This is a genomic window from Paenibacillus selenitireducens (assembly GCF_002021565.1).
GTDB classification, from domain to species: domain Bacteria; phylum Bacillota; class Bacilli; order Paenibacillales; family Paenibacillaceae; genus Paenibacillus_K; species Paenibacillus_K selenitireducens.
Genome location: NZ_MSZX01000002.1, coordinates 473966 through 495530 on the forward strand (window position 1 = coordinate 473966; position 21565 = coordinate 495530).

General features: G+C 45.6%; 19 protein-coding genes. 15 read left to right on the forward strand and 4 right to left on the reverse strand.

Annotated elements, in window-relative coordinates; genetic code table 11:
• The first annotated feature begins 43 nt into the window (after positions 1 to 43).
• The 7 genes from ruvC to yajC all read left to right on the forward strand — a co-directional run bounded on the left by ruvC (position 44) and on the right by yajC (position 7005).
• Positions 44 to 550 (forward strand): crossover junction endodeoxyribonuclease RuvC, encoded by a 507-nt coding sequence (gene ruvC, locus BVG16_RS06455; protein ID WP_078497713.1) that lies wholly within the window; start codon positions 44 to 46, stop codon positions 548 to 550.
• A complete protein-coding gene (gene ruvA, locus BVG16_RS06460; protein ID WP_078497714.1) occupies positions 543 to 1166 on the forward strand; it encodes a Holliday junction branch migration protein RuvA in 624 nt (207 codons plus the stop codon). Before ruvC ends, ruvA begins: the two co-directional genes overlap by 8 nt.
• Positions 1167 to 1242: 76 nt before the next feature.
• Positions 1243 to 2253 carry a Holliday junction branch migration DNA helicase RuvB gene (ruvB, locus tag BVG16_RS06465; RefSeq protein WP_078497715.1) on the forward strand — a complete coding sequence of 337 codons (1011 nt, stop codon included), beginning with the start codon at positions 1243 to 1245 and terminating at the stop codon, positions 2251 to 2253.
• A gap of 19 nt (positions 2254 to 2272) precedes the next feature.
• The gene (locus tag BVG16_RS06470) at positions 2273 to 4453 is read left to right on the forward strand and encodes a SpoIID/LytB domain-containing protein (RefSeq protein WP_078497716.1); all 2181 of its coding nucleotides are present in this window, start codon (positions 2273 to 2275) and stop codon (positions 4451 to 4453) included.
• Between the two features lie 10 nt (positions 4454 to 4463).
• On the forward strand, positions 4464 to 5492 hold the full coding sequence (gene queA / locus BVG16_RS06475; protein ID WP_078497717.1) for a tRNA preQ1(34) S-adenosylmethionine ribosyltransferase-isomerase QueA: 1029 nt from the start codon (positions 4464 to 4466) through the stop codon (positions 5490 to 5492).
• Between the two features lie 22 nt (positions 5493 to 5514).
• A complete protein-coding gene (gene tgt, locus BVG16_RS06480) occupies positions 5515 to 6651 on the forward strand; it encodes a tRNA guanosine(34) transglycosylase Tgt (RefSeq protein ID WP_078497718.1) in 1137 nt (378 codons plus the stop codon).
• 48 nt (positions 6652 to 6699) lie between these two features.
• Positions 6700 to 7005 (forward strand): preprotein translocase subunit YajC, encoded by a 306-nt coding sequence (yajC, locus tag BVG16_RS06485; protein ID WP_078497719.1) that lies wholly within the window; start codon positions 6700 to 6702, stop codon positions 7003 to 7005.
• A 70-nt stretch (positions 7006 to 7075) separates the two neighbouring features.
• Here yajC and BVG16_RS06490 read toward each other — a convergent pair whose 3' ends face one another.
• Both BVG16_RS06490 and BVG16_RS06495 read right to left on the reverse strand, forming a co-directional pair.
• Positions 7076 to 7936 carry a phosphatase PAP2 family protein gene (locus tag BVG16_RS06490; RefSeq protein WP_078497720.1) on the reverse strand — a complete coding sequence of 287 codons (861 nt, stop codon included), beginning with the start codon at positions 7934 to 7936 and terminating at the stop codon, positions 7076 to 7078.
• 73 nt (positions 7937 to 8009) lie between these two features.
• Entirely contained in the window at positions 8010 to 8402 is a 393-nt protein-coding gene (locus BVG16_RS06495; RefSeq protein ID WP_078497721.1) for a TIGR04086 family membrane protein, read from the reverse strand.
• Between the two features lie 195 nt (positions 8403 to 8597).
• Here BVG16_RS06495 and BVG16_RS06500 point away from each other — a divergent pair, with 195 nt between their 5' ends.
• Complete coding sequence (locus BVG16_RS06500; RefSeq protein WP_078497722.1) at positions 8598 to 9329, forward strand: DUF421 domain-containing protein; 732 nt, start codon at positions 8598 to 8600, stop codon at positions 9327 to 9329.
• On the opposite strand, the gene spoVB is transcribed toward BVG16_RS06500, so the two are convergent.
• Positions 9326 to 10927, reverse strand: a complete 1602-nt coding sequence (spoVB, locus tag BVG16_RS06505; protein WP_269845580.1) for a stage V sporulation protein B — start codon at positions 10925 to 10927, stop codon at positions 9326 to 9328. The two genes, BVG16_RS06500 and spoVB, sit on opposite strands and share 4 nt — an antisense overlap.
• A 229-nt stretch (positions 10928 to 11156) precedes the next feature.
• On the opposite strand from spoVB, the gene BVG16_RS06510 reads away from it, so the two are divergent.
• From BVG16_RS06510 to BVG16_RS06535, 6 genes are all read left to right on the forward strand, one after another.
• The gene (locus BVG16_RS06510) at positions 11157 to 11414 is read left to right on the forward strand and encodes a post-transcriptional regulator (protein WP_078497723.1); all 258 of its coding nucleotides are present in this window, start codon (positions 11157 to 11159) and stop codon (positions 11412 to 11414) included.
• A gap of 157 nt (positions 11415 to 11571) precedes the next feature.
• The gene (gene secD / locus BVG16_RS06515; protein WP_078497724.1) at positions 11572 to 12837 is read left to right on the forward strand and encodes a protein translocase subunit SecD; all 1266 of its coding nucleotides are present in this window, start codon (positions 11572 to 11574) and stop codon (positions 12835 to 12837) included.
• Positions 12827 to 13768 (forward strand): protein translocase subunit SecF, encoded by a 942-nt coding sequence (secF, locus tag BVG16_RS06520; protein ID WP_144027309.1) that lies wholly within the window; start codon positions 12827 to 12829, stop codon positions 13766 to 13768. The genes secD and secF overlap by 11 nt, the downstream gene beginning before the upstream one ends.
• A 90-nt stretch (positions 13769 to 13858) precedes the next feature.
• A complete protein-coding gene (locus BVG16_RS06525; RefSeq protein WP_078497726.1) occupies positions 13859 to 14794 on the forward strand; it encodes a cation diffusion facilitator family transporter in 936 nt (311 codons plus the stop codon).
• 49 nt (positions 14795 to 14843) lie between these two features.
• Positions 14844 to 17297 (forward strand): single-stranded-DNA-specific exonuclease RecJ, encoded by a 2454-nt coding sequence (gene recJ, locus BVG16_RS06530; RefSeq protein ID WP_078497727.1) that lies wholly within the window; start codon positions 14844 to 14846, stop codon positions 17295 to 17297.
• Between the two features lie 19 nt (positions 17298 to 17316).
• Positions 17317 to 17829, forward strand: coding sequence for an adenine phosphoribosyltransferase (locus BVG16_RS06535; protein WP_078497728.1), 513 nt, complete (start codon positions 17317 to 17319; stop codon positions 17827 to 17829).
• 70 nt (positions 17830 to 17899) lie between these two features.
• Here BVG16_RS06535 and uraA read toward each other — a convergent pair whose 3' ends face one another.
• A complete protein-coding gene (gene uraA, locus BVG16_RS06540; RefSeq protein ID WP_078497729.1) occupies positions 17900 to 19174 on the reverse strand; it encodes a uracil permease in 1275 nt (424 codons plus the stop codon).
• A gap of 195 nt (positions 19175 to 19369) precedes the next feature.
• Here uraA and BVG16_RS06545 point away from each other — a divergent pair, with 195 nt between their 5' ends.
• Positions 19370 to 21553 (forward strand): RelA/SpoT family protein, encoded by a 2184-nt coding sequence (locus tag BVG16_RS06545; RefSeq protein WP_078497977.1) that lies wholly within the window; start codon positions 19370 to 19372, stop codon positions 21551 to 21553.
• The last annotated feature ends 12 nt before the right edge of the window (positions 21554 to 21565 follow it).

Genomic DNA, 21565 nt, shown 5'->3' on the forward strand with positions numbered 1-21565 from the left:
TGGATACATATGTTCGCTTTGTTAGATGAGGGAGAGATTTTTTTTGCGTATTTTAGGAATTGACCCGGGGATTGCGATTGTTGGATTTGGATTTATCGACAAAGAAGGCAGTAAATTAACCCCAGTCCAGTACGGATGTATTCAGACGGAGGCGCATACGCCAACGGAAGAAAGACTACTACAAGTATACGAAGCAACCCTGCAATTATTAGATAAATATAAACCGGATGCGATGGCGTTAGAGAAGTTGTTCTTTAATCGGAACGTGACAACAGCCTTTACCGTTGGCCAAGCCCGCGGCGTGCAGATTCTTGCCGCAGTACAGCGTGGCATCCCTGTTGCAGAATATACGCCGCTTCAAGTGAAGCAAGCCGTTGTAGGATATGGGAAAGCGGAGAAGAAGCAAGTTCAGGAAATGGTTCGTATGTTCTTGAAGCTTAAGGCGATTCCGAAGCCGGATGATGTGGCAGATGCCCTCGCGGTAGCCGTATGTCATGCGCATTCAAGCACCCTAAATAATAAAATAGCCGAGGTATTACGTTATGATTGATTATTTGCATGGAAGAGTAGCGCATTTAGAGACAGACTATATTGTATTGGATGTGCAAGGTGTAGGGTATCGGGTATTTTGTCCCAATCCTTATTTTTTTGCGAAAAGCGATAAACCCGTTACGGTCTATATTCATCATCATGTCCGTGAGGATGCGATCCTGCTGTTTGGGTTCAGCTCACGGGAAGAACAAAAGTTGTTCCGTAGGCTGCTGGACGTGTCGGGAATTGGACCAAAGGTTGCGCTGGGTATTCTAGCTGGTGGTCGTCCGGAGACGCTGGTTGCCGCCATTCAACAAGAGAATTTGGCGTTCCTTACGAAGCTTCCAGGCATCGGGAAAAAGACGGCACAGCGGATGGTGTTGGATCTGAAAGATAAGCTCGATCATGTAGGATTAGGCTTGGATTTAACAGCCGGAGGTTTATTGATGGGAACAGCCACCGATACAGCACTTGGCGGCGGCGCTTGGCCTGAGGCGAAGGAAGCGCTCAAGGCTTTGGGATATACCGAAGCCGAGCTCGATCGTGTGTGGCATACAATGAAAGATGCTGCAACAGATGCAGATGGGGTAGATGCCTTAATGAAGCGGGCCTTACAGCTCCTTTTTAAAGGCTAATGGCCTATTTTGTGCAACGTTTATGCCATTTAGAGCGTCATAATTATAGAAGATGGAGAGGAGCGCAAGGACTGTCATGGATGATCGAATCATATCGGCGAACTTGATGATGGAAGATCAAGCGGTGGAGTTGAGCCTTCGCCCTCGGTATTTAGCTGAGTATATCGGACAAGGGCAAGTCAAAGAGAATTTAAAAGTATATATTGAAGCTGCGAAGATGCGTAAAGAGGCATTGGATCATGTTTTGCTCTATGGACCCCCGGGCTTAGGGAAGACGACCCTTTCGAATATCATCGCCAATGAGCTGGGCGTTAACTTACGCACCACATCGGGACCTGCGATCGAACGGCCTGGTGATCTTGCCGCGTTACTGACGAATTTGCAGGAGAACGATGTATTGTTCATTGATGAGATCCATCGTCTGCACCGGACGGTGGAAGAGGTGCTGTATCCTGCGATGGAGGATTTCGCGCTGGACATCATGATCGGCAAAGGGCCAAGTGCCAGATCCGTGCGATTGGATCTGCCACCGTTTACGTTAATCGGAGCGACGACTCGGGCGGGCTTGTTGTCTGCCCCTTTACGGGACCGGTTCGGCGTTGTCAGCCGCTTAGAGTATTATACGGTCGATGAGCTGACTTTTATCGTATCGCGTGCTTCGGAAATTCTTAACGTGCAGATTGTCGGAAATGCGGCTGAAGAGATTGCGCTGCGGTCGCGTGGGACACCGCGGATCGCAAATCGACTATTGAAGCGGGTCCGCGACTTTGCACAAGTCCGAGGAGATGGCATTATTACGGCTCCAATCGCGAATGAAGCCTTGAAGATGATCCAGATCGATGAAGCAGGACTGGATCAAATCGATTATAAGATGCTGACAGCGATGATTAAGAATTTCCGTGGAGGTCCGGTTGGACTGGACACGATTGCTGCAACGATTGGGGAAGAGAGCCAGACCATCGAAGATGTGTATGAGCCTTACCTATTGCAAATTGGTTTCTTACAGCGTTCACCTCGCGGTCGGATCGTGACAGAACAAGCTTATCGACATCTTGGCATTCCGGTGCCAACAGAACACAACAAGTAAAAGCTATAGGAGGAACGTAATGTACTTACTAGGGAGAGGGAAATCTCGTTCTTTCATGGGAAAAATGGGATTAGCGGCACTATTATCATTATCGATGGTGCCCATGTCACTCGCACAAGCGGATGAGGCTGCAATTCAGACGGAGAATCAAGGAGATATGCCAACCCCAACAACAAAGGCGCCAGCGATGTCATCGAATGACATCCGAGTTGTTCTATTTGCTGATTTGGGTACGCAATATAAGGCGATTCAGTCGACGGTTACACTGACAGGAGCTAATGGGTATCAGATTGGCGTAAAGGATGGAGCTGGCTTTGATGCTTGGTTGAATGTAAGCAGCAATCAATCCGTGAAATTCAGTGTGGACAGATTCATGGTGAAAGTACAGGAGACGTCGGACACCAAGGAAGTTGCAGGCATTGTTAATCGGCTCCAAAGTATGAAGGAAGCTCCGCAAGTCATCGAAGTCAATCGCAAGGGTATAAAGAGCTACCAAATCGTGCTTGGCGATTATGCTTCGAATGCGGAAGCGGCCAAAGTTCGTGATCGTATGACGAGTGATTCGACGCTCGCAGCTTATTATAAAAATGGGAAGCCGGTTGTGACGGGGAATTTACATTATTCTGCGGGAAGTTATGGTTCAGAACAGCAAGCAGCTGCCGTACAGCAAAGCGCTCTCGACGCGGGATTAGATGCCATGCTCGCGCTACAGAAGGATCGAAATGGTGCATTGCGTTTTGACGTATGGGTAGGACAAGCATCGGATGCGGCTGAACTGAGTGCCCTGAAGAGTGACGCGGCACAGAAAATTCCAGGCGTGGCATTGCAGCCTGTGGACACATCTCGCGTATCTTTGATCGTGCGGGACGACGCAACAACAACTTATGCATCAGGGCAAGATGCCATTCCGCATTATTATGTCAGCGGCGATGCAGATCAGAAGATATGGATGAATAGCAGTGACGCAGGCATCCAAGTAACCGAACGAAGTAAACGTACATATCGCGGAAGTCTTGAAGTGAGCGCATATAATAATCGTCTAGCGCTAGTCAATGAATTACCGTTAGAACAATATTTGTATTCTGTTGTGGCAATGGAAGTCTCGCCTTCATGGCCGCAGGAGACCTTAAAAGCTCAAGCGGTTGCAGCGCGATCTTATGCTCTTTTCCAAGGCATGAAATTTAAAATTGGACAGGTGGTAGATACCACCCTAAGTCAAGCCTACTATGGCATGGAAAAGGAACATCCGAATACGAACGCGGCAGTTGATGCAACGGCGGGTATCGTGATGAAGGTGAATGGAAAGATTATCGAGCCTGTCTATTCCTCGAACAGTGGAGGCAAGACAGCAGATGCAGCGGAAATTTGGGGAAATCCTACCTCATACCTCGTAAGTGTTGATAGTCCTGATGAAGCTGCAGAGAATGGGTTGCCTTACTGGTACCGAGTCATGCTGAACGATGGAACGACAGGTTATGTTCGCGAGGATATGGTGCAAGATACGGGAACGAAGACCCAAGCGGGATTACCCATCTTTAAGATCAATACCGCGGATACGAACATTCGCCCCATCCCATTAATCCAATCGGACGTTAAGCCCGAGGCTGTCGTGTCCGTAGGCACACAAGTGGTCGTGCTGGAACGGACGATTCAATCCAATACGATGCATTGGGTCCGTGGAACGTATACATCGGATGAGTTGTTGAAGTCGATGACGGGGAAAGTAACTTCTGCTGTAAATGGTCCAATCACTTCGCTAGAAGTATCTTCTCGAGGTTCTTCAGACCGTGTGACCGAAGTGAAGGTGAATGGGCAGGTATTAGCCGTTAAGAACCCGGATACCTTACGCAGTGCCTTAAATGGACTGCCTAGTACTCGATTTGATATTGAAGAAACAGGCAGGTATACTATATTAGGTGCTGACGGGGTAAATAGAACAGTCGCGAGCAGTAACGGTACCGTACAAGCGATCACGAATGCCGGGAAAGCGGCGCTCCAAGCCAATTCGAACCTGTTCATGGGCGCGGATCAACGAGCTCGTGTCGTTACAGGATCCATTGGATATCGGTTCATTGGAACAGGGAACGGGCATGGCGTAGGGATGTCCCAGTGGGGTGCCAAAGGCCTTGCAGATCAAGGGTATGATTACCAAAAAATATTGCAATACTATTATAAAGACATCAATCTTGTTAAGGACTGACAGTGGAACTATGAATGTGGACTTATATGATTTTCATTTACCAGAGCATTTAATTGCACAGACGCCTTTGCTGAATCGGACAGGTTCCAGATTATTAACCCTAGAGAAAGCAACAGGCAACGTAGAACATCACGTATTTACCGATCTCATCAATTACTTACAGCCTGGTGACACGCTTGTCTTAAATGATACGCGTGTCATCCCGGCGCGCATTATGGGTTCCAAGCCGGATACTGGAGCGAAGATGGAAGTCTTGCTGCTGAAAAACGTAGGCGAGGATCGTTGGGAAGGACTTGTGAAGCCAGCCAAACGTGCTAAAGTGGGTACCGTGATTCAATTCAGTGAGGAATTATCCGCAACGGTTGAATCCGAAGGTGACATGGGCGCGCGCGTGCTGCGCTTTTCATATGAAGGCATCTTCAATGAAATTCTGGATCGCCTAGGTCAAATGCCGCTCCCGCCGTATATCAAGGAGCAACTGGATGATCAAGAACGATACCAGACGGTATATGCCAAACATGAAGGTTCTGCTGCTGCTCCAACCGCTGGATTGCATTTTACTTCAGAATTTTTGGAACTTATTCAAGCGAAGGGCGTAGATATAGCTTATATCACGCTTCATGTAGGTCTGGGGACGTTCCGTCCAATGTCGGTGGATCGCGTTGAAGATCATGTTATGCATGAGGAATATTACTCCATCTCGGAAGAAACAGCATCTCAGCTGCAAGCTGCGAGAGATCGAGGCGGACGTATTGTAGCCGTAGGGACAACCTCAGCCCGTACCTTAGAAACCGTGGGTACGCGTTTCGGCGATGAACCGATTCAAGCTTGTAGTGGATGGACATCGATCTTTATTTTCCCTGGCTATACGTTTAAGCTCGTGAATGCCTTGTTAACGAACTTTCATTTACCCAAATCTACACTCGTCATGTTAGTGAGTGCACTCGCAGGACGGGAACATATATTAAACGCATATCAAGAAGCGATTGAACAGGAATACCGATTCTTTAGCTTTGGCGATGCGATGTTTATCTACTAACGGCATAAGAGGAAGCGATAAAATGGCTGCAATAACTTACGAACATATTAAGACCTGTAAACAATCCGGCGCACGACTAGGCCGGGTACATACGCCGCATGGTGTCATCGAAACGCCGACATTCATGCCTGTAGGCACGCAAGCTTCCGTAAAGACGATGAGTCCGGAAGAATTAAAGCAAATGGATGCGCATATTATCTTAAGTAATACGTATCATTTGTTCTTGCGTCCTGGACATGACATCGTTCGCGAAGCAGGAGGACTCCATAAGTTCATGAATTGGGATCGCCCGATTCTAACGGATAGCGGTGGGTTCCAAGTATTTAGCTTAAGTGAAATGCGCAAGATTACAGAAGAAGGCGTGAATTTCCGTTCACATCTGAATGGGGACAAGCTATTCCTTTCACCCGAAGTGGCCATGGAAATTCAGAATGCGCTTGGATCCGATATTATGATGGCCTTTGACGAATGTGCGCCGTTCCCTGCGGAACATGCGTATGTGAAGCATTCCTTAGAACGTACGTCACGTTGGGCAGAACGCTGCTTGAAGAGCCATGCCCGTCCAGAGGACCAAGGATTATTCGCCATCGTACAAGGCGGAATGTATGAAGATCTGCGCAGACAGAGCGCTGCAGATTTGACTTCGTTGGATTTCCCGGGTTATGCTATTGGTGGATTAAGTGTTGGAGAGCCGAAGCACCTGATGTATGAAGTACTAGACTATACAGTACCATTGTTGCCTACGAATAAACCTCGTTATTTGATGGGGGTAGGTTCACCGGATGCACTGGTAGAAGGTTCGATTCGCGGTGTGGATATGTTCGATTGTGTGTTACCTACTCGAATTGCCCGCAATGGGACAACCATGACGAGCCAAGGGCGACTTGTCGTTCGCAATGCGAAGTATGCTCGTGACTTTGGTCCGCTAGATCCGAATTGCGATTGCTATACGTGTAAAAATTATTCTCGTGCGTATCTCAGACATTTGATCAAAGCCGATGAGACTTTTGGATTACGTCTAACGACATACCACAACCTTCATTTCTTGATTCAATTGATGCGGAATGTGAGACAAGCCATCCGTGAAGATCGTCTTCTGGATTTCAGAGATGAATTCTTTGAACAATACGGAATGAAGGACAATGAAAGCGGGTTCTAATGATCCACCTACATAGATTACAGGATTTAATTGAAAGGGGGGAAAACGATGTTATTAGCTGATACACCGGCAACCGGGGGCGGCAGTATTTGGGGCATGATTTTACCGTTTGTACTGATGTTCGCTGTTTTTTATTTCTTACTTATTCGTCCACAACAAAAGAAACAAAAAACTCGTAACTCCATGCTGAGTGCCATTAAAAAAGGCGAACGTATTGTAACCATCGGTGGTTTACATGGTACGATTTTAGAACTAACCGATGATATTGTCGTACTTCTTGTGAACGATTCAACCAAATTGACATTCGATCGCAGTGCAATTAGCACCGTAACGAAATCAACAGAAGCTTCCTAATATTGGATGGAATGCATGAAAAAAGAGTCTTCTTCTGGAAGACTCTTTTTTGGCGTGTATATAGTTTAGATTAACGTTGATCTAAAGGCTGCTTCGGAACTCCCTCGCGTCCTGGAACAGAGAGCGTTGAAGGGCTTCGAAGCGTGTTGCGATGAGCCAACCAATAGCCAAGCGTTGACGCGGTGCCTGCTAGAACAAGTCCGCCAATCATATCGGTTAACCAATGGATCCCGAGATAGAAGATCGAGAACACGATAATAACCGCACTGATTGTGGAGAAGATGGCCCATCTTTTATTGCCTGAACGAATGGCAAGAATCGCTAATGTGACAGATACGGATGTATGCAGGCTTGGGAAGCAGTTGTTCAGTCCCGATAATGCACGATATTGCTGTTCAAAGTTCGGGAAGATGTCCAACATAAGGAACTGTACTTGTGCAGGTGCATACGACCATACTTCGTTGACAGGGAAGAACAAATAGAATGGAATGGCTATGATATAATTTATCATAACTGCATAGACCGTTGCATAGACCATTTGGTTTTTCTTTTCCGCTGTATAAATACTAAGTGAAGATAGTAATAGAGCTTGAAAAATAACGACATAAAAAAAGCCAACGATCGTCGTAACCCAATCATTTCGGAACCATTGTTGAAAATGATGTACGAAGTTGCCTTCAATCTGATGAATAAACGGGGTGAAATCCCATTGCAAATTCATGGCATTTTCTATTTTTAATTCCACGTTATTTAGGACCAAGATGGCGACCAGCGCTAGGATATGAAATAAGTATGTTCTAGAAGTAAAGAGCTGTCGGATGAAAATACCCGCTATTGTGATTGGGTTTTTCATAGATCCGAACCACATAAGTAGGATGAAAGCAGCGGCCGTCAGCCAACTTACAGTGGTCATGGATTGAAAAAGTACCAAGTGCATTTCCTCCTAATCAGATTCAGTTGTTATAACCTGAACCATTATAGCACATTTTTGAAAGGAAGAAATGTCAGGCTCTTTTCATATTTACACCAAGAATTCCACCTAACGCGCCCACAGAGAATGCTGCTGTAAGCATAACAAAGACTGAAATACGCCACCCGGCATCAAAAGCAAGGAAACTAATGAGCATGATGATCAGGCAATAAAGGATACCTAGAAGCCCCCCATAATACCATCCACGACGATTAGCTCGTCGCCCTGCGGTCATCCCTCCAATAAAGAGCGAGAAACCATGAAGAATATAGCTATACTTCGGAAGGTTATCTTCTTGCATCCCACTGAGCCAGAGGAGCATGGATAAAGCAAGTGCTCCGAGCGTTAACCAGACAAATCCGTACGTTAAACCGGATAGAATCGGACTAGAAATGTGGAATTTCGAGACACGGTTAATCGGATTCATACGAAATTTCCTCCTGTATCTATAGGTTCTAAACCATTGATTAAGACCAGTCTATGGTCAAGCCGTCCAAAATAGTACAAGGGAAGACAAGACATTTCCATTAATTTAAAACCAGGTTCCTGCATGAGGCAGGAAGACCTCGGTCAGAATACCATGGGAAGAGCCTGCAATAAATTATCGAGGGGGCAAAGATCGATGGAAAGTCTGATCGTTATTTTTCGTACGGCGCTCATTTACTTTATTGTATTTCTTGTGATGCGTCTCATGGGGAAACGCGAAATCGGTAAGCTATCGGTGTTCGATTTAGTCATCTCGATTATGATCGCGGAGAGTGCTGTCTTCGTTGTTGAAGATACCAAACGTCCGATATGGGACGGCATTCTGCCCATGTTAACGTTATTGGTCATCCAAGTGAGCATTGCTTTTATCTCGCTCAAAAACCGCACACTTCGTGTATTGTTTGATGGTTCACCTAGCATGCTTATCAATAACGGTAAGCTGGATATGAAAGAAATGCGCCGACAGCGATACACGCTAGATGATCTGATGCAGCAGCTTCGTGAACAACAAGTAGAGAACTTAAACGATGTGCAATTTGCCATGTTAGAGACAACCGGGAAACTCAGCGTGATTCTGAAAGATCAACAAGGCGAATCCAAGGCCAATTCAAATTCCAATGCATCGCAGGAAAAAGAAGGCTCGAAAAATCCGATACCTAGTTCGGGTGAAATTCGGTATGTATCGCTCCCTTTGCCATTAATCATGGACGGGAAAGTCCAAGATGAGAATCTCGAGAAAATCAGTAAGACGCGTTTCTGGCTGAAGAACCAAATCCAAGCCAAAGGGGCAAGTGATTTCAAAGAAATATTCTTCTGTACGATTGACCACAAGGGCCAGCTATTTATAGACCACAAGGAGTCGGATTAGGCTTTGAAAAAACGTTTCAAAAGAGGTACACGTGTTAAATCGTCCCGATCAATGAGTTTTACGATCACCATGAGTAGTAAATAGATGACGACACCTGCAACACAGGCGATTAACATTCTTGCCCATGCATCCATTTGAAGAATGGGATGGCGGTATATAAATTGAACTGCAGCACCCATAATGAACATCGAAGCTATAATTTTCAGGAAATCAAGCCATGGAATGCGGATGTGCAATACCTGTACGATACTTTGAAAATGCATGATCGTAACGATTAGGATATTGACCATAATGGCTATTAATGCGCCGTAAATACCAAACTCCGGATTCGAAGCCAGCTGAACAATTAATACCAGTTTGATGGCCGCTCCAATAAAAGTATTGAGCAAGGCCTTGCCAGGTTTATTCAATGCTTGGAGCGCCGCTTGAAGCGGCGACTGTAAATAGATGAAGAGTGCAACGGGTGCCATCATCTTCAGCATTTTGGCGACTTCGATATTGTTGTACAATAATGCACATAAGGGCTCGGCAAGGATATACATGATAATGGCAAAGGGCGCTCCGGATACAAGAGCTAAGCGCATCGCCTGATGCAGCCGCTTATGGATGGTCCTCATATCATTTCGCGCGGCAGCTTCGGATAAGGAAGGAACCAATGACACGGCAAGTGAGTAAGTCAACGCTCCGGGCAGCAAAATGATCGGCATAATCATGCCTTGAAGTGCGCCGTATTGTGCGGTTGCAATTCCGGTAGCGATGCCCGCAATCGCCAGACTTTGTGCCGTCAGAATGGACTCGAACAAATAAGATAAAGAACCAACGAGCTTTCCTGCGGTAACAGGAATCGATATGCCAAGGATACGTTTGAGGACGCCCATAGGTTGTGAAGATTGGTTGAAATCAAGGGATTCATCGGCTTCATAAGCAGACTTTGTTGGGCGCTCCCGCTTTTTATTTACTGCATATTGCCATAGTAATGTAATAAATCCGCATAGTTCTCCTGCAAGTACCCCTAACATCGCTCCAGCTGCAGCATATTCCAACCCCTTAGGAAGCAAGAGATAGGCGAAAAGAAGAATGGCTATTATACGTACCAGTGTCTCTATGATACTAGACAATGCCGTCGGGATCATGTTTTGTTTCCCTTGAAAATATCCACGAAAAACGGAGGATATGCCGATAATCGCAATCATAGGACTCATACTTAAGAAGGACAGATACACGCGCGAATCCGTCAAAAGATGCTGCGTAATCCAAGGGGCGAGCGTAATACATAAGATGGTGAACAAAATACTGATGGCGAAGGTAAACCACAGAGACACGGAGAGAATGCGCTTCACACGAGCATGATTTCCTTGGGATTCTGCTTCCGCTACAAGCTTGGCAATCGCTAGAGGCACACCGCCTGTAATAATCGTGATCATGACAATGAGGAAGGGATAACTTAATTGATATAGCCCGACCCCTTCCGCGCCGATGATCCGCGGTAATGTAATGCGAGGGATAAAGCCGAGTATTCGATTGAAGATACCGGCAGCGAGTAATATCATCGTGCCTTTAATAAATGATTGTTTGGTTTGTTTTGTTAGCTTGCTCAACGGAGATCCCTCTTCCTTTACTTTAATGGTCTATGAGTCAAGCTCTAGGCTGTCCATTACATGTTTATGCGCAAGGAATCCGCGACATGTCCAACCGTTGTGAACAATATTTTGGATAAGCTAATAGAAAGAGCAGGATAAAAGCAGGATAATCTAGAGGGGAGATCGAATCAGTAAGGATGTATAAATGATGAGTTCGTTCCAAGACACGCAAGGAGGGATCACTGAAATGACGAATGAACGAATGATAGATCCAGAATTGAACGAAATCATTGCACAGTTGTGTCAGAGTAAAGCGGAAGAATTCCATTTAATCGGCTATGAACATGTGACACCAGAAGAAATCTGGAACTGTGTAAATGACAAATATATGAAGAAAGGCATGCCGCAGCTCCATGAAATGGTTAATGATATCCTGTCATTGAAAGCTACTAATTTTATGAATTATATGACATTATCAGCATTTAAAGGCTCTCCTTTTGGATAAAAGGGGAGTTTTTGTTGGAATATAATATCAATAAACCAGAAAAAAATGGATTTATTTCCTGATTTAAAATACATGCCATGTTTCGTCATAAATTGACTCGAATTTATCACGTCGCTATAATAGGAATATTGAGAATGAAAGGGGAACAGGGGACGGTATGAAAAGAGTTGTAGCTTTTTTTCTTGTCGTGGTAGTGTCCGCTGGGATAATGGCTTGGACTACCCCGGGACTGTTGAAAGACATTCGATTAGGTTTAGACCTCAAGGGAGGCTTTGAGATCCTATATCAAGCACAACCGCTTGATGCGAACGGAAAAGTAACGAAGGAAGCCCTCCTTCAAACCGCAAAAAGTCTGGAGAAGCGTGCCAATGCTTTAGGTACGAGTGAACCGGAGATTAATCCAGAAGGTGCGGATCGCATTCGTGTGAAAATCGCGGGGATTAAGAATGAAGAAGAAGTTCGTGAGATTATGAAAAAGCCTGCAGAATTAACATTCCGTAGTGCAGAAGGTGCAAAAGCAGATGCGAAAACCGATTTGGAGAGATATCCGAAGATCGAGCTTCGTGGTAATGATTTCGTGGAGAATGGCGCGGCGATTACATATGACCAGCTTCATAATCCAGAAATCGCCATCAAAATTAAAGATAAGAAGAAATTTCAAGAAATTTCCCAACGGTTGCTAGGCAAAAATTTGGCCATTTTCTTGGATGAGCGTTTATTGTCAGATCCACAAGTGAATGGCGTATTTACGGATGGAACCGCCGTTATTTCGGGGAAATATACGATTGATGAAGCCAAAGAATTGCGTGATACGATTAATCTAGGCGCACTTCCTTTGAAATTAACGGAGAAATATTCGAACAGCGTGGAAGCTACATTAGGACAGCAATCCTTGCATGCTACAATGCTTGCAAGCTTAATCGGTTGCGGCATTATTCTATTGTTTATGATTGTGTTCTATCGTTTGCCAGGTGCAGTCGCTTGCTTCACGTTGATTACATTTACATGGCTCTTGCTTCTCATCTTTAAATTGGGTGCGATTACGCTTACCTTGCCGGGTATTGCGGCATTCGTACTCGGGATCGGAATGGCCGTCGATGCCAATATTATTACGTATGAACGGGTAAAAGAAGAACTTCGCAGTGGGAAGAGCATTATGTCTGCCTTCAAAGCAGGTTCCAGAACATCCTTACGTACGATTATTGACTCCCACGTGACAACGTTGATTGCCGCGGCGGTATTGTTTGTTCTAGGAACAGGTACGGTAAAAGGCTTCGCGTTAATTCTCATTATGACCATTATTACGAGCTTGCTGACAAACGTAGTATTCTCACGGTTCTTGATGGAATTACTCATCAAAGATCGGTTTGTGAAGAAGCTTGGATATTTCGGTGTGAAGGAGAGTGAAGTACGTGAGCTCTAATAAGAATAAACACTATCTGGATACAGATAAATATAAAGTTGATTTTGTGAAACTAAGCAAATACTTTTTCACGTTCTCCATTATTATTACGCTGATTGGGGTCATCATGCTGTCTGTTAAGGGTCTTAACTATGGCGTAGATTTCCGTGAAGGCTCAAGCATTGATGTGACCGTGAACAAGGCATTCGAGAAGGATGCTGTGGAACAATTCATTGTAGACCAAGGCTACAAAAAAGATCATACGATTTCGGTATCGAATAATCGTGTAACGATTCGTCTAGGTGATGTATTGACGCATGATCAAGAATTAACGTTCAAAAAAGGATTCCAAGAGAAATTCGATCCGAAAGCTTCTTTTGAAATCAATACCGTTGACGTCGAAATTGCACGCGAATTACAGACGAATGCATTGCTTGCCGTTGCGATTGCAAGTATTGGGATTATCATCTACGTTAGCATCCGTTTTGAATGGCGTTTTGCGATTGCCGCGATTATCGCGTTGTTGCATACCTCATTTATCGTCATCAGCGTATTCTCGATTTTCCGTCTGGAAGTCAACTTAACGTTTATTCTTGCCATTCTTACGATCATTGGTTACTCGATTAATGATACCGTCGTTATCTTTGACCGGATTCGTGAGAACCTTCGATTTGCGAAATTGAAGAATACAGACGATTTAATGACGCTTGTGAACCATAGTATTTCACAGACGATGACGCGTTCCATTAATACGGTCTTTACCGTATTCATCGCTGCATTCTGTTTGTTAATTTTCGGAAGTGAATCCATTCGTATGTTCTCGCTGGCGATGACCATCGGCTTAGTGTGCGGTGCATATACTTCGATCTTTATTGCGAGCCCATTGTGGTTAGTGTTGAAGAACAGAACTGGCAAAAAGCCGTCTAAAACAGCAGCGACCAAAACGTCTTAAAGGTTAAAGGCTTATGAATTACGGAAGGCCGCGTCCCCGCGACGCGGCTTTTGCGCGTGAGTGCAGCCGAGTGAACTTGGAGGGAAACAAATGAGCAATGATCGTAATGTTCAGGCGGAAGCCGGCGCATGGGTGGGGATCATCGGGAATTTGTTGTTGGCATCAATGAAAGGATCTGTCGGCTGGTTTGCAAGCAGTAATGCGTTAATGGCGGATGCCTTTCATTCCGTTTCAGATGCCGTAGGGTCCATTGCTGGACTTGTAGGTATTCGTACAAAGGATCGTTCGTATAGACGGGCAAAGGCAGACTGCATTGCTGCAATTATCGTCTCGATTCTTCTTGTTTTCGTTGGCTATGAAATTGCTCGAGGCTCATTGGTCTCCATCCTTTCGGGTGTGAGCCGAGCACCTCACGGGTACGCGGTACTTGCTATTCTTATTTCGATTGTTGTGAAGGAAGCCATGTTCCTATACAAATATAAACTTAGTAAAAGGTTAGGTCATCAGGTACTCATCGAGCATGCAGGGGAACATCGTTCAGATGTCTATTCGTCGCTTGCAACCCTGATCGGAGTAGGAGGAGCGCTAGTCGGGGAGTGGCAGGGCATTTCCTGGTTGCTTTATTTGGATCCGATCGCTGGACTTGTTATCGCCATGTTGGTGTTACGGATGGGGTACCGGTTCGTCATTAGGGCGATTCGCAAAACATTGAATAATCAGTGGCGGAGTGAGGATACGAAAGAACTCGTATGTGTAGCGGCTGATGTGCCTGGCGTTATCTCAGTCCATGATTTACGGGCTCGGGATCAAGGACATTATGTTCGTATTGAAGTAACCATCTGTGTGGACCCTCGGATTAGTGTTCTGGATGGATATCGGATAGGAAAACGTGTGAAAAATCGATTCATGGACCAGCTTTCTCATATATCTGATGTGATGGTGCATGTCAATCCTTATGATCCGGGATATCCTTACAAGAGTAATCATCTAGTGATGGATGATGAGCATCCCACGATATTGCAATAAAATCATCACATAATCCTCATGGGAGTTGAGGATGAAGGGGGTGGATACGATGCTTCATTCGAAGATGAAGTGGTTACTAAAGGAGACACCGCAGCAAGATCAAATTCAAGCATTAGCCGACCAATTAGGCGTGTCCCCTATGTTAGCGCAAATGCTATGGGTGCGCGGGATACAGAATGTGGATCAGGCGAAACTTTTTTTACACGGAAATTTAGATCATTTACATGACCCGATGAAGCTCAAAGGCATGGCCAAGGCTGTAGGGCGGATTCAACAAGCGCTCGCTTCGGGTGAGAAAATACGGGTATTTGGCGATTATGATGCCGATGGGATATCAAGCACCTCGCTAATGATCGCGTTATTGAACCAATTAGGAGCGAATTTCGATACGTATATCCCGCATCGCACGAAGGAAGGATATGGCTTGAATCTCACTGCCATGGATCATGCCCTGGAACATGGCGTGAAGCTTATCGTTACGGTGGATACGGGGATCAGTGCCGTTCCGCAGATTGCTTACGCCAATCAATTGGGGATCGATGTGATCGTAACGGATCACCATGAGCCGCCAGAGGTATTACCGGATGCGTTCACGCTCGTGAACCCCAAATTGCCGGATTGTCCGTATCCTTTTAAAGGATTAGCTGGTGTTGGGGTCGCTTTTAAATTAGCTCAAGCTCTACTCGGACGGGTGCCTGAAGAATTGTTGGAATACGTAACCTTAGGAACAATCGCTGATTTAATGCCATTACAAGGAGAGAATCGGATTCTTGTTCGTCAGGGTCTGAACCGGATGCGCGATTCTTCGAACCTGGGCATTCGCGCCCTCTTTGAAACGGCAGAGATCCAGCTTAGCCAAATTGGTTCGACGCAAGTCGCATTCGCCATGGCTCCGCGCATCAATGCGAGCGGTCGGCTGGAGCACGCACAAATCGCTGTCCAATTGCTTACGACAGAAGATCCGAAGGAAGCCAAAGAACTCGCACAGCACTTAGACGCATTGAATCGGGCTCGACAGGATCTCGTGGAGGAAATCGCGAATGAGGCCGTTATCCAACTAGAACAGAAGATGCAGCTGTCTCCTGACGGAAGAGTTCCGAATGTCATCATTTTGGCCGGAGAAGATTGGAACGTTGGTGTGATCGGTATCGTAGCTTCCAAAATATTAGAGCGGCATTATCGACCTACACTGATTTTGGGCATTGATCCGGAGACAGGCAAGTGCAAGGGATCTGCGAGATCTATTCAAGGTTTCGATATGTACGAGGCGCTGACGGAGTGCTCTGATCTGTTAGAACATTACGGGGGGCATCAGGCTGCAGCAGGATTAACGGTCCAACGAGAGAACATCGGGGCTTTTGAGGAACGAATGAATCAGCTAGCAGATCAATGGCTAACGCCGGAACATTATGTGGCTTCCACGGAGGTTGATCTCGAATGTCAGTTATGCGATGCAAATCTTGCATTAATTGAATCCTTAGCTATGTTGGAACCATTCGGGATGTCGAATCCAGCACCTCGCGTCATGATGAAGGGATTGCGAGTGAAGGATCGCCGCCAGTTGGGACAAGAAAAACAGCATTTGAAGTTAACCTTATCCGAAGGCTCAACCGAGCTGGATGCCATCGCTTTCCGGAGCGGAGAGCTCGCCACCCTCATGGCAGATCACGCAGCCCTGGATGTTCTTGGTGAACTTCAAGTGAATGAATGGAACGGAAGACGCAAAGCGCAATTGCTCGTTCAAGACATGGCTGTGCGTCATACACAGTGGTTCGATGGGCGAGGGAATCGTAACCCTAAACGATACATTGAGGAGACCTATTCTGCCTGGGAGCAAGTGGCAAGCGGATCCGCTGCGGATGCCGAGAAGCAAGGCATCGTTGCATGCGAAGATTTTTGGAGACGAGATCCGTTTTCACAAGAAATTGACTTGGAAAAATTCTCGCTTTGGGTATATGATAATGAAGTTGGCATTCGTCCGGCTTCCCCTGCCAAGAATATGGATACGGTACCGTATGAGCTTGGAAAATTAAAGTCCTTGTACATGGTAGACGTTCCGGATACGATGCAGGTTATCGATAGGATTCTCGATCAAGGGAACCAATTGGAACGTATTCATGCGTTGTACGCGGATACAATTGCCCCTGCGGAACGATTAACCATACCTTCCAGAGAGCAATTCAAACGAATATATGTAGAAATGCGCAACGAAGGATCCTGGCCAGCTGCTATGAAAGGGAATTCATTTATTTATCGATTACAGAAGCAGACTGGATTATCGCAGCGTACGTTAGACTATGTCATGGCTGTTTTTAAAGAGTTAGCATTTATTGTGGAGCATTCGGGAACGATTTCTATGAATGATCAACCTCAGAAAGCTGATTTAACGACAGCGAAAGCTTATCAGGAATTGGAACAAAGAACAGAAGTGGAGCAACAGCTCGTGGGATCGTCTTCCGAACAATTATCGAAGCGATTTCAACGGCGTTATTATAAGAGTTGATTAGAGGAGAGATATGACGATGGATTTCAAACAGCACATCCGTGTTATCGAGGATTTTCCACAGCCGGGCATTAGCTTCAAAGACATCACGACTTTATTAAAAAATGGTGAAGCTTACCGCGAAGCGATTCTTGCGATGAAAGAATTAATTAAAGAAAAGGAAATTGATCTTATTGCAGGTCCAGAAGCACGCGGATTCGTTGTTGGTGCACCGCTTGCTTATGCGTTAGGCGTTGGCTTCATTCCCATCCGTAAGAGCGGCAAGCTTCCGGGTGAGACCCTTGAAGTAGGGTATGACTTGGAGTATGGTACGGATAAACTAGCAATGCATACAGATGCGATTCAACCCGGACAAAAGGTATTGATTGCAGACGACTTGCTCGCAACAGGAGGTACAATCTCGACATCGGTTAACTTAGTGAGACAACTTGGAGGCGAAGTGGTAGGCGCAGCTTTCTTGATTGAGCTTGTTGACTTGCAAGGCCGCAATAAATTGGACAAAGTAGACGTATTTACTTTATTGCAATACTAATTGATCAGGCCTATAGAAAAAGAGCCAGTGTAACATGAACGTTACGGTTGGCTCTTTTTTGTGTTAAAATTTATGATTTTTCGTTAGACCATCCAAGTTTTTCGATGACTGTGAAGAACAGACTCATCACAATCGCAACGATTGTTGCAAGTGCCATCCCTTTTAATTCAACGTGACCGATTGTTAACTTCGCACCGCTTATCCCGATGACAAGAACGATGGTCGTCAGCAAGAGATTCGTTGGTTTTCCGAAGTCCACTTTTTGCTCAATCAGGATACGTAACCCGGATGCCGCGATTACGCCGAAGAGCATAAGAGAGACACCGCCCATGACTGGGACAGGGATACTCGAGATCAACGCTGAGAACTTGCCAAAGAAGGACATGATAATTGCAAATATTGCTGCACCACCAATGACAAATGTGGAATATACTCTGGTTAAGGCCATGACGCCGATATTCTCACCATATGTCGTATTTGGTGTTGATCCTACAAATCCTGAGATAATCGTGGAAATCCCGTTACCTAGAATTGAGCGATGTAGACCAGGTTCTTTCGATAAGTCTTTACCTACAATGTTACTCGTCACCATTAAGTGACCCACATGTTCTACGATAACAACAAGTGCTGCTGGAATGATCGTAATAATAGCCGTCCAGTTCCACGTTGGTGCTGTCATATGCGGCATCGAGAATAAGCTGGCGCTCGATACAGCGTTCCAATCGACAAGACCTGCGTACCAAGCCACGATATAACCGACGATGATCCCGATCAGAATGGGAATGATTTTGAAGAAACCGCGGAACATGACATTACCGATGACCGTGACGCCTAGGGTGATAAGGGATACCATGATCACTTTTGGATCTGGCGTCCAGTTCGCGTCACTGCCAACAAGTCCAGCCATGCCTGCAGCTACAGGTACAAGCTCAAGACCGATCACGGCAACAATGGCACCCATCGCAGCCGGTGGGAAGAGAACATTCAGCCAGTTGGTTCCGGCCACTTTAATCAGTAGAGCTACGAGGCAGAAGATGACACCCGTAATAATAAAGCCGCCTAGTGCGTCAGAATAACCGTTGCCGCCTTTCAAAGCAAGAACAACACCAATAGGTGAGATAAATGCAAAGCTGGAGCCTAAGTATGCGGGAATTTGCATTTTACAGAGGAACAGATATAGCAACGTTCCGATCCCGTTCATTAAGAGCACGATACCTGGATCAATTCCGAAGAGATTCGGAACAAGTACCGTTGAACCGAACATGGCGAACAAATGCTGTATGCTCAGGATAGCTCCTTTTCCAATAGGGGGTCTTTCGTGTACTTGAATTTCTCTTTGCGACAACAAAATCACTCCTCAATAATTTTAAAACCTGTACTATCTTACTTAGATTTTCCGATAATTTCAACAAAAATGTGCACAAATAGACAATCATTTGCAGGAATAGTTGACGAAGCCCCTACAGAAGGGCATAATTATAGGAAATCGGAATATAGTTCGGGTTATTATTCTATATGGAAAGGATTTGGAACGGAGCAGATGGGCATTGAAAAGTTACTTGAGAAGGCATCCGCATATATTAAACCACAGGACCTGCAGCGTATTAAGGAAGCCTACGATTTTGCTGAGAAAGCCCATGAAAATCAGGTGCGCAAATCGGGAGAGCCTTATATCTTACATCCGCTTGCGGTAGCTGATATTGTGGTGAACATGCAAATGGACACAACCTCCATTATTGCAGCATTGCTGCATGATGTTGTTGAAGATACATCCGTGTCATTGGATATGATCCGGGAGAAATTCGGCAATACATGTGCGTTATTAGTCGATGGGTTGACGAAGTTGGAGAAGATCCAATTCCGATCTAAGGAAGAACAGCAGAACGAGAATTATCGCAAAATGTTCGTTGCCATGGCGCAAGACATCCGCGTGATCGTGATTAAGCTAGCGGACCGTCTTCATAATATGCGCACGTTAAAATATCAATCAGAGGAAAGCCAACGTCGAATTGCCTACGAAACGCTTGAAATATTTGTTCCTATTGCCCATCGCCTAGGGATTTCGGCAATCAAATGGGAAATGGAGGACATCGCCCTTCGTTATTTAAATCCACAGCAGTATTACCGTATTGCAAATCTCGTGCAGAAGAAACGCGTGGAACGTGAGCAATACATTACGAATGTCATTGGCCGCATCCAAGAAAAGCTTGACGAAATGGGGATCGATGCCGACTTATCCGGCCGCCCGAAACATATTTACAGCGTATATAAAAAAATGTCGACGAAGAACAAACAATTTAATGAGATTTACGATTTGCTGGCGATTCGGATCATCGTGGATAATATCAAAGATTGTTATGCGACCTTGGGGATTATTCATACGTTATGGAAACCGATGCCGGGGAGATTCAAAGATTATATCGCGATGCCAAAAACCAATATGTATCAGTCGCTTCATACTACTGTGATTGGACCGAATGGGGAGCCAACCGAGGTTCAGATTCGGACGTGGGAAATGCACCGTACCTCTGAATACGGGATCGCGGCACACTGGGCGTACAAAGAGGGCAGCGTTGTACCCGCCGGGAATTTCGAAGATAAGATGAGCTGGTTCCGCGAAATTCTAGAGCTTCAACAAGAGACCAAAGACGCGTCAGAGTTCATGGAATCTTTGAAAATGGACTTTTTTGCGGATCTTGTATTCGTGTTTACCCCAAAAGGCGAAGTGATCGAATTGCCAGCGGGCTCCGTTCCACTTGATTTTGCATACCGCATTCATACGGAAGTTGGGAATCGGACGATAGGTGCCAAGGTGAACGGACGGATTGTACCGCTTGACCATAAATTAAAAACGGGCGATATTATCGAAATTCTGACGTCGAAGCATTCGTACGGTCCGAGTCAGGATTGGGTAAAAATTGCTCAATCTTCCCATGCGCGCAGTAAGATAAAGCAATGGTTCAAGAAGGAACGCCGTGAAGAGAACGTGGAAAAGGGACGCGATCTGCTTGAACGCGAGTTGAAGCGGTTAGGTCTTGAACCTTCCGCATGGCTGACCGACGATAAATTGTCAGAAGTGGCGAAGAAATTCACCTTCAACGATATTGAGGATATGCTCTCTGCCATCGGATTTAGCGGGATTACCGCTGCTCAAATCTGTACACGTCTGACAGAGAAGATGCGTAAAGAACAAGAAGAAGCCAGCCTGATCGAGCTAACCAATGAGGTTCGCGAAGTGAAGACAGCAGCCCCAGAGAAGAAATCACGTCCAACGAACGGCGTTCGGGTCAAAGGGATTGATAACTGTCTCGTTCGTTTCGCACGCTGCTGTAATCCCATTCCTGGGGACGAGATCATCGGCTACATTACACGCGGGCGTGGCGTATCCGTACACCGCAGTGACTGCATAAACCTTCCAAGCCCAGACGATGGGGAAGAAGCAGCGCGTGTCATTGAAGTGGAGTGGGAGAAATCCGTAGAATCGAACTATAGTGTTGATATAGAAATTACCGGACTGGACCGTCGCGGCATGTTGAATGAAGTATTGCAGGCCGTGTCGGAGAGTAAGACGAATATTTCCGCCGTATCAGGACGTTCCGATAAGAACAAATTGTCCTTGATTCATATGACGATTCTTATCCGTAATAATGAACATTTGCAGTCGGTGGTTGATAAAATCAAGCGTGTCAAAGATGTCTATTCGGTTCACCGAATCATGCAGTAAGCTAAAGGAGTA

Excerpts from the sequence above, each read along its gene's own strand:
- ruvA (WP_078497714.1), top strand. The coding sequence starts at position 543 with ATGATTGATTATTTGCATGGAAGAGTAGCGCATTTAGAGACAGACTAT.
- ruvB (WP_078497715.1), top strand. The coding sequence starts at position 1,243 with ATGGATGATCGAATCATATCGGCGAACTTGATGATGGAAGATCAAGCG.
- BVG16_RS06470 (WP_078497716.1), top strand. The coding sequence starts at position 2,273 with ATGTACTTACTAGGGAGAGGGAAATCTCGTTCTTTCATGGGAAAAATG.
- queA (WP_078497717.1), top strand. The coding sequence starts at position 4,464 with ATGAATGTGGACTTATATGATTTTCATTTACCAGAGCATTTAATTGCA.
- tgt (WP_078497718.1), top strand. The coding sequence starts at position 5,515 with ATGGCTGCAATAACTTACGAACATATTAAGACCTGTAAACAATCCGGC.
- yajC (WP_078497719.1), top strand. The coding sequence starts at position 6,700 with ATGTTATTAGCTGATACACCGGCAACCGGGGGCGGCAGTATTTGGGGC.
- BVG16_RS06495 (WP_078497721.1), bottom strand. The coding sequence starts at position 8,402 with ATGAATCCGATTAACCGTGTCTCGAAATTCCACATTTCTAGTCCGATT.
- BVG16_RS06500 (WP_078497722.1), top strand. The coding sequence starts at position 8,598 with ATGGAAAGTCTGATCGTTATTTTTCGTACGGCGCTCATTTACTTTATT.
- BVG16_RS06510 (WP_078497723.1), top strand. The coding sequence starts at position 11,157 with ATGACGAATGAACGAATGATAGATCCAGAATTGAACGAAATCATTGCA.
- secD (WP_078497724.1), top strand. The coding sequence starts at position 11,572 with ATGAAAAGAGTTGTAGCTTTTTTTCTTGTCGTGGTAGTGTCCGCTGGG.
- BVG16_RS06525 (WP_078497726.1), top strand. The coding sequence starts at position 13,859 with ATGAGCAATGATCGTAATGTTCAGGCGGAAGCCGGCGCATGGGTGGGG.
- recJ (WP_078497727.1), top strand. The coding sequence starts at position 14,844 with ATGCTTCATTCGAAGATGAAGTGGTTACTAAAGGAGACACCGCAGCAA.
- BVG16_RS06535 (WP_078497728.1), top strand. The coding sequence starts at position 17,317 with ATGGATTTCAAACAGCACATCCGTGTTATCGAGGATTTTCCACAGCCG.
- BVG16_RS06545 (WP_078497977.1), top strand. The coding sequence starts at position 19,370 with ATGGGCATTGAAAAGTTACTTGAGAAGGCATCCGCATATATTAAACCA.